The organism is Achromobacter spanius, from assembly GCF_003994415.1.
GTDB classification, from domain to species: Bacteria; Pseudomonadota; Gammaproteobacteria; order Burkholderiales; family Burkholderiaceae_B; genus Achromobacter; species Achromobacter spanius_C.
The window spans coordinates 1,986,467-2,002,576 of record NZ_CP034689.1; the positions used below are offsets into that span (position 1 = coordinate 1,986,467).

Genomic DNA, 16,110 nt, shown 5'->3' on the forward strand with positions numbered 1-16,110 from the left:
CAAACCTCAAGGTCGTCATGACTTAGCGATCAGACAATCGTCACAAGCCTTTGCGTTGCATCCATTGGTATTTCTGTGGGAGCACGAAAATGGTTCGTCGAACGGCCTTCCCATGTCGTCATCGCGGCTGCGCTGCGTTGGTTCGCGCACCAGGTTATTGCGATTCGCACGCGGGTGAGTCCGCAGGGTGGAATCGAGGCCATCGGCGCGGTAGCAGACAGCAGCGTGGATATGGCGCGGAATGGGATCGACTGCGCCTTCTGATTCTGAAGCGCGACCGCTACCTGTGCCAATGCGATGAATGTAAGCGCACGGACCGCGTGCTGCCAGCCACAGAGGTGGATCACCGAATCCCGAAAGCTGAGGGCGGATCCGATGATCTCGGCAACCTGGCCGCGATTAACAAGGATTGCCACAAGCGGAAGACCGCACAAGAAAGCGCCAGAGCGCGAGCGCGGGTGAAGAAGTAGGCGAGGCCCTCGCTCTCACTGGTCGTGCCGTGGTGACCTCCTGCGCGGGCCTGGAGGCCTCTGGCGGGCGGTGCCACAAGGGAGGGGGTGGGTCAATCCTTGGCCCATTCGCACGTAGGACGGCCCGTTCCGTCTTTTTTTTACGCCCGCGAAAAATGAAATTTGACGGGCAGCGCATTGTGCGCATTTTTTGACCAATGGAGCAGGCTATGGCAGGAGTAGCAGGGCGCTCCGGGCGCAAGCCGAAACCAGCGGAAAAAAAGCTGGCGGCCGGCAATCCGGGAAAGCGCGCGATCAATAAGGACACCCCTTCGTACGGGGAGATCACCAACGTTTTCGTGCCGGAATGGTTGCAGGGACATGGTCGGGATTTGTGGGAGCATCTCGCGCCACTGCTGTGCCGTGAAAAAATCCTACAGGCGACTGACATACAGAACCTGGAGGCATATTGCGCGGCCTATGGCCGCTTCAGGGCGGCCGAAGAAGAAATCCAGAAGCACGGAATCGTGGTCGAGGGCGCTCAAGGCGGACCGCTGAAGAATCCCGCAGCGACCATTGCTAATGAAGCTCTAAAGCAAATGGCTACATACGGCTCTTTCCTGGGGCTGGACCCTTCGAGCCGTCAGCGAATGCAGGGGCCGAAGAAGCCCACCAAGGGCAATCCATTCGCGGTACTGCTGGGCGGGGGCTGATGAATGGCGGCGCCGCAGTATCCCCGGGTAGCGCAGGCGCTGAAATTTGCAAAGGATGTGGTCAAGGGGAAGGTGCCGGCGTGTCGGTACGTGGTGCTGGCGTGTCAACGCCACCTTGACGACCTGGCAGCGTCCAAGGCAGCGAGTTATCTCTACCGCTTCAACGCGGCGGAGGCAGAAAAAAAGCTCGCTTTGATCGAACTGATGCCCCACACAAAGGGAGAGTGGGCCTTTAAACAGCAGTTGGTCACGCTGGAGCCGTGGCAGAAATTCGGATTGGCTTGCACATTCGGCTGGGTTCATAAGAAGGGCGGACTTCGTCGGTTTCGAGAGTCGTATTGGGAAGTTCCCAGAAAGAACGGTAAGAGTGTTATCGCAGCGGGTGTCGGTATTTCGATGTTTGCGGCCGATAACGAGTTTGGCGCTGAGGTGTACTCGGGCGCGACCACTGAGAAGCAGGCTTGGGAGGTTTTCCGGCCGGCGCGCTTGATGGTTCAGCGTTCTCCCGGCTTGGTCGAATACTTGGGCATTGAGGTAAACGCGCAGGCCTTGGCCCGCCCTGAAGATGGAAGCCGGTTCGAGCCGATCATTGGCAACCCTGGCGATGGTGCATCGCCGTCATGCTCAATCGTGGACGAGTACCACGAGCACGATTCGGCGGTTCTCTACGAAACGATGCTGACAGGCATGGGAGCGCGCCGGCATCCCCTGATGTTCATCATTACGACCGCTGGCGCCAACATCGAAGGCCCGTGCTACGACAAGCGGCGGGAAGTCATCGAGATGCTGGAGGGGCTTGTCCCGAACGATGAGCTGTTTGGGTGGATATGGACCCTGGACGAAGGCGACGATTGGACAGATCCCAGGGTATTGGCGAAAGCAAACCCCAATATGGGCGTGTCGGTTTATGCCGAATACCTGATCAGCCAGCAACAGCGCGCAATCAAGCAGGCCCGCTTCACCAATACGTTCAAAACGAAGCACCTGAACCTGTGGGTTACGGCGAAAACTGGCTTTTTTAACCTTCAGCAGTGGGAAGCCTGCAAAGACGAGTCGCTGCGCCTTGAGGATTTCGACGGCGAAAGTTGCTTTCTTGCATTTGACCTGGCGCGCAAGCTGGACATGAACAGCATGGCACGGGTGTTTTGCCGGTTCATCGATGGCAAGCGCCACTATTTCAGTGTGGCGCCTCGTTTTTGGGTTCCCGAAGACACCGCGAACGACTCCGACAATCGGCGCATGGCGGAACGCTTCCAAAAGTGGGTAAACACAGGCCATCTGTACACCACTGACGGCGCGGAAATCGACTATCGGGAGATTCTTGCCGAGGCGGTGGATGCGCACAGCCGCAATCCTGTTGAGCAATCACCGATTGACCCTAGCGGAGCGACAAACCTGTCGCATCACCTGGACGATGACGGACTGTCGCCCGTCACCATCGTGCAGAACTACACAAACATGAGCGACCCCATGAAGGAACTGGAGGCGGCCATTCGCTCAGGCCGCTTCCATCACGATGGGAATCCCATCATGACCTGGTGCATCGGAAACGTCATCGGCAAGAACTTGCCGGGCAATGACGACGTTGTTCGACCTATCAAACAGGGCAATGACAACAAAATCGACGGCGCTGTGGCGCTGATTATGGCGGTTGGCCGCGCAATGCTGGCGGACCGTGGCGGTTCGGTGCTGGATAACCTGACCGATGACGACATTCTGGTGATGTGACATGAAGAATCTGCTGATTGATGCGGCTGGCCTCGCTGGCTTTTGCTGCGTGGCGACCGGGGTGTATTTGCAATTCGGTGCTGGCCCCGCACTGCTGGCCGCCGGTTCCTTGCTGCTCGCATTTGCGCTGCGCGCCGCTGCCGGGGGGAAGCGATGATCTTGTCTTCGCTTTTTGAAGGGCGCAGCGTGGAAAGTCCCTCTGTGCCACTGACGGGCCAGAACCTGCAAGAGTACTTGCACGGGGAAGGCAAGCGCATCTCAGTGACGCCGGAGGCGGCTCTTTGCCTGTCGGCGGTATATGCGTGCCACTACGTGCTGTCCAGCAACGTGGCGCAGCTGCCAGCGGTCGTTCTGCGCCGTCAGGGGAACCGGATAGAACCAGCGACGGACCATCCGGCTTTCGACCTGATCCACTCCAAGCCGAACGACTGGCAAACCAGCTACAAATGGCGCGAGACGAAGCAGCATCACGTCTTGGGTTGGGGAAACGGCTACACGCGGATCGTAAGACGCCGCTCCGGCGAACTTCAGTCACTGGAGTTCTGCCTACCCTGGACCACCTCGCTGGTTAAGCCCGCTGGGCGATGGATCTACAGCACGACCGACGAAGATGGCAAGGCGATGGCCGTGGCTCCGGAAGACATGGTGCATATCCGCGCTTTGGGTTCGTCTGGCCGCATGGGCAAGAGCATCATTCAGCAGCACGCTGACATGCTCGGGTTGGGCTTGGCCGCGCAGAGGTATGGGCGCGAGTTCTTCGAAGGGGGCGGGCGCCCGACCGGGATTCTGACCGTCAAGGGCGACCTCAACAAAGATACCTGGGGGCGGCTGCGGGAGTTCTGGAGCAAGGCTGTGTCACGGCTTATCCAGTCGGAGAACAAGACCCTCTTGCTGCCGGCGGACCTGGACTATCGCGCGCTCACCATCCCGCCTGAGGCCGCGCAGTTCCTGGAAACGCGAAAGATGAACCGCACTGAGATTGCGGCCATCTACAACGTTCCAGCGGACATGATCAACGATCTGGAGCGCGCCACCAATTCGAACATCACGGAGCAGAGCATTCGCTTCGTGCGCTACTCGATGATGCCTTGGGGCGTGAATTGGGAGCAGGAACTCAACAGCAAGCTGTTCACACCCGCCGAGCGACGCGCCGGCTACTACGTCAAGCTCAACCTTGCCGGGCTGTTGCGCGGTACGCCGAAAGAGCGGGCGGAGTTCTATCACGCGGCCATCACTGATGGCTGGATGGACCGTAATGAGGTCCGCGCCCTGGAAGACCTCAGCCCCCGTGAAGGGCTGTCGGATTTGCTTATCAGCGTCAATGCTAAGCCGGCCGCTGAGGTCGGAAAGCCGCCGGCAAACCCGCCGGCTGAAAGCCAATAGGGACAACCATGAAAGACCTTGAAATGCGCACGCTGGGCAACCAGCCGTGTGAGCTTCGCACGTCTGGCGACGGTGAAACGGAGCGCCCGCAGATCGCGGGCTACGCCGCAGTGTTCAACACGCGCAGCGCGCTGCTCTTCGGCACGTTTGTTGAGGAAATCGCCCCTGGCGCATTCGATGACGTCATGGGCGATGACGTACGGGCGCTCTTCAATCACGATCCGAATTTCGTCTTGGGGCGTACGCGAAGCAACACGCTGCGGCTGGAAATCGACTCTCGCGGCCTCGCCTACACCATCGACCCACCGGAAACGCAGACGGTCCGCGATCTCGTACTGACGCCGCTGAAACGCGGAGACGTGACTGGATCGAGTTTCGGCTTTCGCGTCGCTCCGGACGGCGACGAGTGGCGCCGCGAAGGCGAAATCATCGTCCGAACCATCCACAAGCTGGCTGAACTGCGCGACGTGTCGCCAGTCACGTACCCGGCTTATGGCGATAGCCACGCCGCCCAGCGTTCGCTGGAAAGCTGGAAGAAGATGGCCGAAGGCGCCCGGGACCTTGCCGCCAAGGCTGTAAACGAGCGTCGCGCGCGCGAGCGCTTCCTTGAACTGACCTCTCTCACATCAATTTAATCGGAGTCGATATGACCCTTGCAGAACTGAAGCAAAAACGTGCGGGAATCGCTGCTGAAATGCGCACGTTCCATGACGCCCAAGGCGAAACCGCCTGGGGCGACGAGCAACGCTCCAAATGGGACGGCATGAAGGCCGACCTGAAGAAGTTGGACGAGCAGATTCAGCGCGAAGAAGAATTGCGCGACACCGAGCAGCGTTACGTCGAAGACAACGCCGGCAAGTTGGCAGCGGAAGCCGCCGCTGCGGCGGGCAACGGAAGTCCCGACGAGCAGCGCACCCAGGCATTCATCAAGTTCGTGCGTCATGGCGCAGGCGAACTGACCTCGGAAGAGCGCAAGATGTTGCTGGAAGCCCGCGCTCAGGGCGTGACCGGCCCGGAGAAGGGTGGCTACACCGTTCCGACGACGTTCCTGGCTAAGGTGCAGGAATCCATGAAGCAATATGGGGGCATCGCCAGTGTCGCGCAGGTGCTGGTCACTGACGGCGGCAATCCGATCGAGTGGCCTACGAGTGACGGCACCAATGATGAAGGCGAGCTGATCGGCGAAAACACCGACGCCGGTGAAAAGGATGTGGAATTCGGCATGGACGCACTGGGCGCCCACAAGCTGACGTCCAAAGTGATCCGCGTGTCGAACGAACTGCTTTCGGACTCGGGCATCGATATGGAGACGTACTTGGCGGGTCGCATCGCCTCGCGTATCGGCCGTGCCGAATCCCGCCTGATCGTCATGGGTACGGGGGCCGGATCGCCCGCCCAGCCCAAGGGCTTGGCCGCGTCTGTCTCTGTCGGGAAACAGACCACCGCTGCGGGCGCATTCACCTGGAAGGAAGTGAACGGCTTGATTCACTCTATCGATCCGGCCTACCGCAGTGCGCCCAAGTTCCGCTTGGCGTTCAACGACGCCACGCTGCAAGCGCTGGAAGAAATGGAAGACGGCAACGGCCGTCCCCTGTGGATCCCGGGCCTTGACGCCAGCGCCCCGGCACGCCTGCTCAAGTACCAGTACGTGATCGACCAGGCCATTCCGTCCGTCGCCGCTGGCGCCAAGTTCATGTTCGCGGGCGACTTCGATCAATTCATCCTGCGCCGCGTTCGCTACATGGTGCTCAAGCGCCTGGTGGAACGCTACGCCGAATTTGACCAAACCGGCTTCCTGGCCTTCCACCGCTTCGGGTGCGTGTTGCAGGACACTGCCGCCATCAAGGCGCTGCAGGGCAAGGCCGCCTAACTACTTCGAGGGCGGGCTGAGCAATCGGCCCGCTGAGATCAATGCTCGATTTGGACGAAGTTCGGGAGCAGTTGCGCATTGAGGCGGAGGACACCAGCGATGTACTGCTGGGTCGGTACGTGGGCGCGGCAGTGCGGAGATTTCAGGCGCGGACGCTGCGTCAGCTATTTAAGGCTGCGGCGGATGTTCCTGATCCTGCGCCTGCAAACGCGCTGGTCCTTGAAGATGATGTGGTGCTGGCGCTCCTTTTGCTCGTCGGGCATTGGGACAAGAACCGGGAGGCCACCACCGATCTGGAGCTTGCTCCAATTCCTTACGGCTTCGAGGAACTGGCCGCGCCATACCGCTGGTGGCCAGATTAGGAGGGATCATGCAAAAAGCAGGCAGTCGCAACCGCCGAGTGACGATTCTCCGCCGCGAAGAGGGCAAAGACGCCGCCAATGAGCCACTGAAGGCCTGGGAGATCGTGGGGAAGGCCTGGGCCTCCATCCGCTATGTCTCGGGCGTGGCAGCGATCAAGGCGGGCGCAGCGCAGGAAATCGCCAAGGCCAGCATACGTGTTCCTTACCGGCGCGACGTGGTGATGGGGATGCGCATCGCGCGGGGGCCGGATACCTATGTCGTTGATGCGGTTCTACCCGATGAAGAGCGCCGGCAACACACTGACCTCGTTTGTCGCTTGCTTTCTGCGAGGGAGGTTTGAGCGATGAGACAGGCCAGGAAACATAGCGCCCGTTCTGTTGCATTCTCCTTCGAAGGCGACATTGCCGGCCAGGTCGCTGCATTTGTGAAGCAGGTGCAGGAAGAAGCGGTTCGGCCAGCCGCGCATGCGATGGCAGTCGTTCTTTACGACGAAATTCGGGCACGGGTGCCGGTCCATATGGGCACGCTTCAGGCGGCCATCTACCGCTGGTTCGACGCGTCGGAATCCGGACCAGACCGCAAAACCTACATGGTTGGCGTGAACAAGAGCAAGGCTCCGCACTGGTGGCTGGTCGAGCATGGCCATTGGCGCAAATACGCCGTGCTGAAACTGCCCGACGGCTCATACGTCACGCTGAAGGACCAGCCTCTGAAAACGCCTGTCTTCGAACCGGCGCAGCCGTACTTGCGTGTGTCGGTCGATGCGAAGCTGGGCGCCGCAGTTGAGGCTGGCCGTCGCAGGATGGCGGAAAAACTCGGGGAGATTCTGAATGCTTGAGCCGATGATCGTTGCGGCCCTTGCCCCTCTTGTGGAGGGCCGCGTATTTCCCGATACCGCGGCCGGCGACACGCCTATGCCGTTTATGACCTATCAACAGGTCGGGGGGCGCGATGTCGTGTTTGTCGACGGGGAAACGGCGGACAAGCAGGGCGCTCGCGTCCAAATCAATGTCTGGGCGAAGACCCGCCTGAATGCATCCGGACTGATTGCGGCTACCAGGGCGATCCTGTGCGGGGCGCCGACGTTTGCTCGGCCCGAGGGTGGACCGGTGTCCGTCACGGACCCAATCACCGGCTTCAAGGGCGCCACGCAGGATTTCATGATCTGGCACGACACCCTATGACGACACCTCATGTATCCACCGGCTCCACGGTCGGTGTCAGCGCCGTCCTTCCGTCCACGTTGACGCGCTCGGCGTTCGACGCATTGGCCTATACGCCTGTCCGTGGCGTCCGGGTGCTGAGCAGCCTGGGCAAGTCGTATCAGACCGCTCCCTTTCACCCCATTGGCGCAGCGGTTCCTTATCAGCGACGTGTTGCCCAGGCCGCCGCTTCCCTACCGCTGGAGATGTACCGCCTGGTCGATCCGGGTCAGGCCTTGCTGCGCGCAGCGCTTGATTCGGAATCCAGCTTCAGCTTTCGCGTCACGGTTCCGGGTTTCGGGCATCACTATTTCACCGCTCGCGCCTCTAGCCGGATGTTGGGCATCGGTGGCGGCACCGATATCGCTGTCTCCAGCGTAGCGCTTGAAATCGACAGCCCGGTTTTTGAACCACCGTAATTCCCTTTGATGGCCCGCTGGGCCGAAACCGCCCCATTTTTGGGGCAACACCACACAACCCGCCTCGTGCGGGTTTTTTTTCGTCCCGAGATAGGAAGCCCACAATGTCAGTATCCCTCCCGAATGGCGTGATCATCGCGCTGGCGACCGCATATGGCGCGTCGAAGAACATCACCGCTCTTACCAACGCCAATCCGGCCGTTGCGACAAGCGCGGCTCACGGCATCGCCAACGGCGCGCTCGTCGAAGTGAAGTCCGGCTGGCAGAAGATCAATGAGCGCATCGTGCGTGTCGCCGATGCCGCCGCCGGAGCATTCTCGCTGGATGGCATGAATACATCATCTCTGGTGCAGTACCCCGCTGGCACCGGCGCCGGCTCGGTGCGTGAAATCACGGCGTTCACCCAGATCACGCAGATCCTGGAAACCAGCACGTCCGGCGGCGAAATGCAGTTCGCTACGTACAGCTTTCTGGAAAACGATTTCGAAGCGCAGATCCCGACGCAGGCCAGCGCGCAGTCGCTGGATCTGACCATTGCCGACGATCCGACGCTGGCCGGCTACAAGGCGCTGCAAGCCGCTGCGGAAACCCGTGAAGTGCGCGCTCTGCGCATCACGTTCCCGAACGGTTCGATGATTCTCTACAACGGCTATGTGTCGTTCAACGAGACGCCGACCATGACCAAGGGCGAAGTGATGGGCGTGCGGGCCACGTTCTCGCTGCTGTCGCGCCCCGTGCGCTACGCCGCAGCATAAGCCCATCACCGGTTCCACCGTCCATTCCGGGCGGTGGCAAACGATCAGAAACGCAATAGGAAATCACTACATTATGGCGAAACTCAAATTCACCCTCAACCCGGCTCCGACGTTCAAGCGCAAGGTGGGTCTGCCTGTGCCCGGCAATGGCTTCGTGGACGTGGAATTTACGTTCAAGCATCGCACCAAGGAGGAATTCAAGGATTTCCTTGAAAAGCTGGAAGGCCGCGAAGACGTGGAAATCCTGCTCGACGTGGTGTGCGGCTGGGAACTGGATGACGCATTCGATGCGGGGAACATCGAACGCATGGTCGAGGGCTACGTCGGATCGGCGCGCGCCGTCGTCGGCGCGTATATCGACGAGCTGAGTAAAGCCCGCCTGGGAAACTGAAGGCGCTGGGCGCCGCACTTTATGAGAGGCCGCCTGATCCGCGCGAGCTCGCGGCATTCGGCCTCACCCCGGATGACGTTGCCGGCGATCCGGTCGAGATTTGGCCGGAGAACGAAGCCGCGTTCATGCTGTTCTTCGCCTTGCGCTCGCAATGGCGCATGGGCATGGGAGGGGCGACAGGATTGGACTATGGCGCCCTGTCCCACAAGATGGACCGTATGGGCTTGTCTCCCGAGCAGTACGAAGAAATGGAAGACCAAGTGCGCGTCCTTGAGTTTTCCGCACTGGAAGAAATAAACCGGAAGTAGCCCGCCACGCGCGGGCTTTTTTTTTGGACTGACCATGACTCAAGCTATTGCGGAAGGCGTTGTTTCGGTAACTGCCGACACGTCCGGTTTCTCTGCTGCCATGGCTGACGTTGCCCAAGAAACTGGCAAAGCGAAGAAATCGCTCGACAGTTTGGGGCGCGGTGCCTCCACGAGTCTCAACAAGACAGCCGATACCAGCAGCCAGGCAACCAAGAAGATTGAGCGGTCCACGCAGAGCTTGATCGGGCAGATCGAGCGGCAGATCGCTGTAGCGGAAGCAGGCGCGCGGGGCACAGCTGCCTACTATCAGGAAATCGCCAAGCAGCGAGGCATTGACACCAACCAGCTCAAGCCCTACCTGGACCAGTTGAACGCGGTGACGGCGAAGCAGACCCAGGCGAAGGCGGCTCTGGCAGCCACTGAACCCGTTATGAAGCAATTGGGCATGTCGGCAAAGGCTACGGCCGCTGCGATGCGCGGTGTGCCTGCGCAGTTCACTGACATCATCACGTCCATTCAGGGCGGTCAGCGGCCGATGACGGTGCTGCTGCAGCAAGGCGGACAACTGAAGGATATGTTTGGCGGGATCGGCCCCGCAGCGCGGGCCATGGGGACTTACGTCCGAGGTCTCATCAGTCCCATGACTCTGGCGGCCGGCGCCGTGGCGGCCCTGGGCGTGGCGTATTACAAGGGATCTCAGGAAACCCCGACCTACGTTCAGACGCTTATCAAGACGGGCAACGCGGCGGGCGTGACCGCCGGCCAGTTGCAGGCAATGTCTGGACAGATCAGTTCCATGGTGGGCACGCAGGGCCAAGCTGCGGCGGCGCTGAATGTCTTCGCAGGGACAGCAAAGGTGGGGGCGCAGAGCCTGGAAGGGTTTACCGCCGCCGCCATACGCTGGGAGAAGACGACGGGCACGGCCGTGACCGACACCGCCAAGGCGTTCGGGGATTTGGGCAAGGCGCCTCTGGAGGCTTCTCTCAAGCTGAACGAGGGAATGAACTACCTGACGGTAAGCACCTATGAGCAGATTCGCGCCTTGGATCTGCAAGGGCGGTCGAGCGAAGCGGCGGCCGTCGCGCAGAAGGCTTATGCCGATGCGCTGAACGACCGCGCCCCAAAGATCACGAGCAGTCTGGGCACGCTGGAGCGTGCATGGGCCAGCGTGCAGGGAGCAGCCAAGGGGGCATGGGATGCCATGCTGGACATTGGCCGTCCCTCTACCGCCGAGGATGCCATCGCGAAGATGGAACGCGAGGTGCGGCAGCGACAGGAAAACATCAGGCTAGCGCGCCAGGGTGGCTCCACGGTATCGGCGAAGGAATTGAGCGGCCTTGACGGCGCTCAGGCCGAATTGGGCGCAATGTTGGCGAAATCTGCCGCCACTGTTGCTGCTGCGCAGGCGGAAAAGAAGGCCGTCGAGGATCTGGCTACCGCGCGCGCTCGCGCCGAATATTTGGACGACCCTACGCGCAACACCAAGCCCCAGCAGCGCGCCAAAGCCCTTGAGGCGGAGGCCAATGCCTATCGGAAAGCGGTTGCTGGTCTGATCGCAGGGACTGACGAGTATCGCAAGGTGTATGCCGCGCACCAGGCCGCATTGGCTGATATCGAGAAGCGGTTTGATGACAAGGGGGCCGGGAAAGGTCCGAGCGCGACCGATAGCGAAGCCGCCCGCTTGCGGGCGCGCATCGTGGAAGAAAAGGCGCTGGCCGTGGAACTGGCCGAGCGTGGTCTGCAAACCAGCAAGCTCAACGAGCATGAACGGCGCGCCGCTGAGATCGGTGAGCTGCTTCAGGGGAATTTGAAGGGAGCCGCGCGCGCCGGCCTGGAGCGCGTGCAGGCGCTAGCCGCCGAGGCAGGCGCCCTGGCACGCACCAACAAGGAAACGGCAGCGTTTCTGGAGTCGCACGCGAAGTACATGCAGGATCTGGAAGATGGCGTCGGAAAGATCAGCCAGGAGGCCGCCGCAGTCGAAGATCAGGTTGCCACTTACGGGCTGAGCAAGGCGGCGCTGGAACGTCTGACTATCGCGCGCTTGTATGACCGAAAGGCAACGCTGGCCGGCTTCGAAGGGTCGGAGCGCGAAGTTGAACTCATCGAACAGGAAATCGAGGCCCGGGAACGGCTTTCTGCCGCGATCAGCGCCAAGGACGTGAAGGACGCCCAGAAGAAGATCGCGGACGACGCAGCGCGTGATTGGGAGCGCAGCGTGGACAAGTACGGCGACGTGTTCCGGATTGGCTTTGCCGACATGCTGAACAACGGTAAGGAGGGCTGGAAGTCATTCACCAAATCGCTGACCACGACGTTCAAGACCACGGTTGCGGACCAACTGTACAAAATGTTTGCACAGCCCATCGTTGTGAACATGGTCGCCAATCTGGCGGGGATCATGGGCGGTGTTTCGTCCGCAGGCGGCGCGGCAGCGTCCCTGGCGGGCGCAGCGGGCCAAGGCGGCTCGTTTGGGGGGCTGGGACTCATGAATGTGCTGAGCCTTGCCAAGACCGCATACGGTGCCCTGACGGGCGGGATTACCGCGTCGCTTGCCTCGGGCGTTTCTGCCATTGGGAGTGCTATCGGATCAACAGCGGCCACGCAGTTTGCGCTGGGCATGACAGGTCAGGGTGCCACGCTTGCCGCAGGCCTGGCTGGCCCGACGACTGCCGGCAGCGCTGCGGCCAGCGCAGGTTCAATGGCGGCTGGCGCGATTCCCGTGGTTGGCTGGATCGCCGCCGGCATGATGGCTTCGCGTTCGCTCTACAAGCAGGGGTGGGATGCCGGCAATGGCACGATGGCACCGATTGCCAAGTACAACCCAATCACCGGGCCGTCGCTGTGGACGGACAAGGTATTGCGAGCGGTGGGGGTCAAGGGTGAGTGGGCCTCGATGCTCTCAGGTTCGTCCACGATTGCGCGCCTGTTTGGCATGGCGCCAAAGAAATACGGTGACACCTCCATCGTTGGTGACTTCGGCTCCCTTGGCTTTATGGGCCACAACGAGACACCTTGGACTCAAAAAGGTGGGTTGTTTCGCAGCAATAAAAAGGGAGTCCAATACCGTTCGCTGGACAACGAATTTATGGAGTCCATGACGGCCTCCTTTGAGTTGATGAAGGATGGCGTCGGCGCGCTGGCGGACTCCATTGGGGTGTCGTCCCAAACTCTGGACACCTACAGCGAGCGCATCAAGATCACCCTGACGAAGAACGCCGAAGAGAACCAGAAGCTCATCGACACGATGCTGGCGAACGTCGGAGAGAACATGGTTCGGGCGCTGATCCCTGACATCGACCGGTTGGCCGCCGAAGGTGAATCTGCTGGTCAGACGCTCGCGCGATTGAGTGACAGCTTGGCGACCGTCAATTCTTCCCTGAAGCTGCTTCGCCATGGCTTGCTGGACGTGTCGCTGCTGGGCGCGGAGACGGCTACCAAAGTTGCGGCGGCATTCGGTGGATTGGAGAGCCTGACCAATGCCAGCCAAGCGTTCTATGAGGTGGCATATACCGAAGGGGAACGCGCCAAATTCAGCTTGGCGTCCATCAGTGATGCGCTGCAATCGGTTGGCGTCGATATGCCCAACACGATAAAGGAGTTGAACAAAGTCGCGCTGGCGTTGGACCTGACGACGGATTCGGGACGAGCGGCATACGCCACCTTGATTTCTCTCGGGCCGGCCTTTGCGGCGGCTATGGAGGCGTCTGAAAGGGCGGTGCAGCAAGCAGCTACGGCGTTGTTTGAGCCGTTTGTTGGGCGAGGGGCATCGTTGCCTGCGTTGTCCGGCGCGGCGATCGCGTTTGATGAGGTGTCGGACAGCGCGTCGTCGGCTTCGGCGGCAGTTGGGTATATCTCGCGCCTGTTCCTGATTCTGGATTCCGGCCTGATCCAGTTCAACGGTAATCTGGACGGCGCTTCTGCGGAGATGACTGCCGGGCAGGAGGCGTCCGCAATGTTGGGCGATCAGATCGCGGATCTGCGGGCGCAAGCCGGAGGCGCGATTATTGACTTTGCTGGGTTGGGCGCGGCTTTGGCGGCGGTCGATACCGACACGTTTGTCGCGACGATGGCGCTGGCATTGCAGAACTTAGCAGGCCGCTTCGCTGGGTTGATGAGCAGCATCAACGCCGAGCGGGTGGCCGTGCGGGATGCGGCGCGCGGGATCATTGACGCCAAGGTCATGACGCCGCAGGCCATTGCGGAGGAAATCACCGGGATTAATACGGTGGGACCGAGCAATGCTGGCCTGGTCGCCGCCGCTGGCCGGCTGAGCGCCGCTGATGCTTTGGCGGCGCAGCGGGTGGCTGAGCGCAAACAGCGTGAGGGGGCATACAACGCCGTAAAGGGACGCTACGACACCGCAACCATGGGCCTTGCAGCGGCTCAGCAACGGGCGACCGAAGCCCAGGCGCTGCTGGATAAGCTGAATTGGGATATTTACGCGCCCAAAACGGTCACGTACAAAAAGAAGAACTGGGCGGAGCTTGACGCGGCGCGTAGCGTGGCGCAATCGCAGATGCCGGCTGCGCGAGAAGCCTGGGCGCAGGCGCAAGCGGCGTTGCAGGCCGCTCAGGCGGCGGCAGCAGCGGCACCGGGGCTGGCCGATGTGGCCCGCCTGCAGGCCGAGTATGCGGCGTCGGTTACGACCGCCGCTAGCGCGCAGGCGGCTGCGACCGAAGCGGCAATAAATGCCAAGAGCCAGCAAACGGCGTATGCGGACGCATTGCAGAAGTTTGCGCTTGATGCAACGAAGTCGGTTTCTCGGTTGGGCGATTTGCGCGCGGAGACTGTGCGTTACTACGAGGCCCAGAAGGCGTTGGCCGGCTTGATGGCGGAAAGCGCTGCCGGGCTTCGAAAGTCGGTTTCTGACTACCGTTATAGCCAGCTATCTCCCGAGGATCAGTTCGCATCTTTGCAAGGCGACTATGCGACAGCGTACGCGAGTGCGATGGGGGCGGACGGGGAGTTGCTGGCCGGCTATGCCGACAAGCTCAACTCACTTCTGCAACCGATGCTTGAGGCGGCTAAGGATTCGTTCTCATCCGATGCCGCATATCAGGCGTTTGTTGCTACGGCGCTGGCTCGGGCCGAAGCTATCGCCGGCCGTCTGGATTCCGTCGCGCCGAAGGACTACGCGAAGGAAAGCCTGGATCTGCTTGCGCAGATTGATGCGACCCTTGCCGCTCTTGAGACTTCCGCGCTTAGCGGCGAACAGGTGATCACGAATGCGATCAACGCTAGCCGCGATGCAACAGTGAACGGATTGCGCCAGGTGGTCAATGCGTTGACCGGCCAAGCCGTGGCGGCGTTTGCGAAGGGGGGCGACCATGCCGGCGGGTTGCGCCTTGTCGGCGAGCGCGGGCCGGAATTGGAGGTAACCGGCCCTTCTCGGATCTTCAGCGCAGAGCGTACGCAGGCGATCCTTTCCGGGGGCGGCAATCAAGAGTTGCTGCTTGCAGAACTGCGTGCGCTGCGCCAGTCGAATGAGGCGTTGCGGGCGGAAGTCGCCAGCCTGCGCATCGAGGCGAGAGCGACGGCCAGCAATACGGGCAAGACCGCGCGCCAGCTTGACCGACTCGAAATGGACGGGATGGTGGTTCGTACCGAGGCAGGCGCGCCTCTTCAGGTGGAAAGCACATGAAAGTAATCAAACCTGTGGTGATAGGTCCGGCACAGCTCATCAGTTCGAGCGTGCCGGACAGTGATCTGCCTGCATACGATCCGGCAACCGACTATCCCCTGGGGGCGCACGTCCTCTTCGAATCGATCATCTACGAGTGCGTCCAGGCGCCAAACAAAAGTCATCAACCGGACTTGTCGCCGCTCTATTGGGCGGCGGCGGGGCCGACCAACAAATGGCTCATGTTCGATAGCGAGGTCAGCACGCAGACGGTCGCGCCCAGTCCCCTGGCAGTTGTGGTCAAGCCGGGGATCACGAACAGCCTGGCGCTTCTGGAGCTGGGCGGCTCGCATTTGTCGGTGGTGGGTAGGGACGGCCCCGCAGGGCCCATCATCTACGAGCATTCTCGGTTGCTGGAGGGTTCGATTGTTTCGAACTGGTTTGAATACTTCTTTGAGCCGTTTATTCCGCTGTCCGAGGTTGTCCTAACGGATATTCCCGCATATGGAAGCCTGCATCTTGAGGTGACGATTAGTGCGCCAGGGGCCGATGCCGCGTGCGGCGCGATGATCTGTGGCACTGCCTATGAGGTCGGTGAAGTGGAGTATGGCGGTAGCGCCGGCATCATCGACTACAGCCGCAAAGAGACTTCAGCGACTGGCGTCACGACGTTTCGGCGGCGGCGCTTCTCTCGTCGCATGTCTCATCGGCTTTGGGTCGATTCAGCTCGCTTCAACGCAGTCTATCGACTGCTGTCTGGCCTTCGCGCCACGCCATGCGTCTGGATCGGCACGGACGCGCAAGGGTATGGCCCGCTGACGATCTTCGGGTTTTACCGTGACTTCTCATTAGAAATCGCCTACCCACTGGTTTCTTTTTGCAGTTTGGAAATTGAAGGACTTACCTGAT

17 protein-coding genes are annotated in these 16,110 nt (G+C 61.0%); all 17 read left to right on the forward strand.

Annotated elements, in window-relative coordinates:
- Positions 1 to 89: 89 nt before the first annotated feature.
- The 17 genes from ELS24_RS09085 (at position 90) to ELS24_RS09160 (ending at position 16,109) form a co-directional block, all read left to right on the forward strand.
- Positions 90 to 470 (forward strand): HNH endonuclease, encoded by a 381-nt coding sequence (locus ELS24_RS09085; RefSeq protein WP_127183898.1) that lies wholly within the window; start codon positions 90 to 92, stop codon positions 468 to 470.
- Positions 471 to 679: 209 nt separating this feature from the next.
- Positions 680 to 1,162, forward strand: coding sequence for a phage terminase small subunit P27 family (locus ELS24_RS09090; protein WP_127183899.1), 483 nt, complete (start codon positions 680 to 682; stop codon positions 1,160 to 1,162).
- Between the two features lie 3 nt (positions 1,163 to 1,165).
- Positions 1,166 to 2,890 carry a terminase large subunit gene (locus ELS24_RS09095; RefSeq protein WP_127183900.1) on the forward strand — a complete coding sequence of 575 codons (1,725 nt, stop codon included), beginning with the start codon at positions 1,166 to 1,168 and terminating at the stop codon, positions 2,888 to 2,890.
- Position 2,891: 1 nt separating this feature from the next.
- A complete protein-coding gene (locus ELS24_RS30815; RefSeq protein ID WP_164741230.1) occupies positions 2,892 to 3,047 on the forward strand; it encodes a hypothetical protein in 156 nt (51 codons plus the stop codon).
- A complete protein-coding gene (locus ELS24_RS09100) occupies positions 3,044 to 4,273 on the forward strand; it encodes a phage portal protein (RefSeq protein ID WP_127183901.1) in 1,230 nt (409 codons plus the stop codon). Before ELS24_RS30815 ends, ELS24_RS09100 begins: the two co-directional genes overlap by 4 nt.
- 23 nt (positions 4,274 to 4,296) lie before the next feature.
- A complete protein-coding gene (locus ELS24_RS09105) occupies positions 4,297 to 4,908 on the forward strand; it encodes an HK97 family phage prohead protease (RefSeq protein ID WP_240669472.1) in 612 nt (203 codons plus the stop codon).
- 11 nt (positions 4,909 to 4,919) lie between these two features.
- Entirely contained in the window at positions 4,920 to 6,143 is a 1,224-nt protein-coding gene (locus ELS24_RS09110) for a phage major capsid protein (RefSeq protein WP_127183903.1), read from the forward strand.
- Positions 6,144 to 6,184: 41 nt separating this feature from the next.
- The gene (locus ELS24_RS09115; RefSeq protein WP_127183904.1) at positions 6,185 to 6,505 is read left to right on the forward strand and encodes a head-tail connector protein; all 321 of its coding nucleotides are present in this window, start codon (positions 6,185 to 6,187) and stop codon (positions 6,503 to 6,505) included.
- A gap of 8 nt (positions 6,506 to 6,513) precedes the next feature.
- Positions 6,514 to 6,846, forward strand: a complete 333-nt coding sequence (locus ELS24_RS09120; RefSeq protein ID WP_127183905.1) for a phage head closure protein — start codon at positions 6,514 to 6,516, stop codon at positions 6,844 to 6,846.
- 3 nt (positions 6,847 to 6,849) lie between these two features.
- Positions 6,850 to 7,344, forward strand: coding sequence for an HK97 gp10 family phage protein (locus ELS24_RS09125; RefSeq protein WP_127183906.1), 495 nt, complete (start codon positions 6,850 to 6,852; stop codon positions 7,342 to 7,344).
- A complete protein-coding gene (locus ELS24_RS09130; protein WP_127183907.1) occupies positions 7,337 to 7,690 on the forward strand; it encodes a DUF3168 domain-containing protein in 354 nt (117 codons plus the stop codon). The genes ELS24_RS09125 and ELS24_RS09130 overlap by 8 nt, the downstream gene beginning before the upstream one ends.
- Positions 7,687 to 8,127, forward strand: coding sequence for a hypothetical protein (locus ELS24_RS09135; protein WP_127183908.1), 441 nt, complete (start codon positions 7,687 to 7,689; stop codon positions 8,125 to 8,127). Before ELS24_RS09130 ends, ELS24_RS09135 begins: the two co-directional genes overlap by 4 nt.
- A 104-nt stretch (positions 8,128 to 8,231) precedes the next feature.
- On the forward strand, positions 8,232 to 8,882 hold the full coding sequence (locus ELS24_RS09140; RefSeq protein WP_127183909.1) for a phage tail protein: 651 nt from the start codon (positions 8,232 to 8,234) through the stop codon (positions 8,880 to 8,882).
- 73 nt (positions 8,883 to 8,955) lie between these two features.
- Positions 8,956 to 9,273: a phage tail assembly chaperone gene (locus tag ELS24_RS09145; protein WP_127183910.1), complete on the forward strand. Its 318-nt coding sequence runs from the start codon at positions 8,956 to 8,958 to the stop codon at positions 9,271 to 9,273.
- Positions 9,274 to 9,371: 98 nt separating this feature from the next.
- Positions 9,372 to 9,581, forward strand: a complete 210-nt coding sequence (locus tag ELS24_RS09150; RefSeq protein WP_240669547.1) for a DUF1799 domain-containing protein — start codon at positions 9,372 to 9,374, stop codon at positions 9,579 to 9,581.
- Between the two features lie 34 nt (positions 9,582 to 9,615).
- Positions 9,616 to 15,222, forward strand: coding sequence for a phage tail length tape measure family protein (locus ELS24_RS09155; RefSeq protein WP_127183912.1), 5,607 nt, complete (start codon positions 9,616 to 9,618; stop codon positions 15,220 to 15,222).
- A complete protein-coding gene (locus ELS24_RS09160; protein WP_050449232.1) occupies positions 15,219 to 16,109 on the forward strand; it encodes a hypothetical protein in 891 nt (296 codons plus the stop codon). The genes ELS24_RS09155 and ELS24_RS09160 overlap by 4 nt, the downstream gene beginning before the upstream one ends.
- The last annotated feature ends 1 nt before the right edge of the window (position 16,110 follow it).

Excerpts from the sequence above, each read along its gene's own strand:
- ELS24_RS09085 (WP_127183898.1), top strand. The coding sequence starts at position 90 with ATGGTTCGTCGAACGGCCTTCCCATGTCGTCATCGCGGCTGCGCTGCG.
- ELS24_RS09090 (WP_127183899.1), top strand. The coding sequence starts at position 680 with ATGGCAGGAGTAGCAGGGCGCTCCGGGCGCAAGCCGAAACCAGCGGAA.
- ELS24_RS09095 (WP_127183900.1), top strand. The coding sequence starts at position 1,166 with ATGGCGGCGCCGCAGTATCCCCGGGTAGCGCAGGCGCTGAAATTTGCA.
- ELS24_RS30815 (WP_164741230.1), top strand. The coding sequence starts at position 2,892 with ATGAAGAATCTGCTGATTGATGCGGCTGGCCTCGCTGGCTTTTGCTGC.
- ELS24_RS09100 (WP_127183901.1), top strand. The coding sequence starts at position 3,044 with ATGATCTTGTCTTCGCTTTTTGAAGGGCGCAGCGTGGAAAGTCCCTCT.
- ELS24_RS09105 (WP_240669472.1), top strand. The coding sequence starts at position 4,297 with ATGCGCACGCTGGGCAACCAGCCGTGTGAGCTTCGCACGTCTGGCGAC.
- ELS24_RS09110 (WP_127183903.1), top strand. The coding sequence starts at position 4,920 with ATGACCCTTGCAGAACTGAAGCAAAAACGTGCGGGAATCGCTGCTGAA.
- ELS24_RS09115 (WP_127183904.1), top strand. The coding sequence starts at position 6,185 with ATGCTCGATTTGGACGAAGTTCGGGAGCAGTTGCGCATTGAGGCGGAG.
- ELS24_RS09120 (WP_127183905.1), top strand. The coding sequence starts at position 6,514 with ATGCAAAAAGCAGGCAGTCGCAACCGCCGAGTGACGATTCTCCGCCGC.
- ELS24_RS09125 (WP_127183906.1), top strand. The coding sequence starts at position 6,850 with ATGAGACAGGCCAGGAAACATAGCGCCCGTTCTGTTGCATTCTCCTTC.
- ELS24_RS09130 (WP_127183907.1), top strand. The coding sequence starts at position 7,337 with ATGCTTGAGCCGATGATCGTTGCGGCCCTTGCCCCTCTTGTGGAGGGC.
- ELS24_RS09135 (WP_127183908.1), top strand. The coding sequence starts at position 7,687 with ATGACGACACCTCATGTATCCACCGGCTCCACGGTCGGTGTCAGCGCC.
- ELS24_RS09140 (WP_127183909.1), top strand. The coding sequence starts at position 8,232 with ATGTCAGTATCCCTCCCGAATGGCGTGATCATCGCGCTGGCGACCGCA.
- ELS24_RS09145 (WP_127183910.1), top strand. The coding sequence starts at position 8,956 with ATGGCGAAACTCAAATTCACCCTCAACCCGGCTCCGACGTTCAAGCGC.
- ELS24_RS09155 (WP_127183912.1), top strand. The coding sequence starts at position 9,616 with ATGACTCAAGCTATTGCGGAAGGCGTTGTTTCGGTAACTGCCGACACG.
- ELS24_RS09160 (WP_050449232.1), top strand. The coding sequence starts at position 15,219 with ATGAAAGTAATCAAACCTGTGGTGATAGGTCCGGCACAGCTCATCAGT.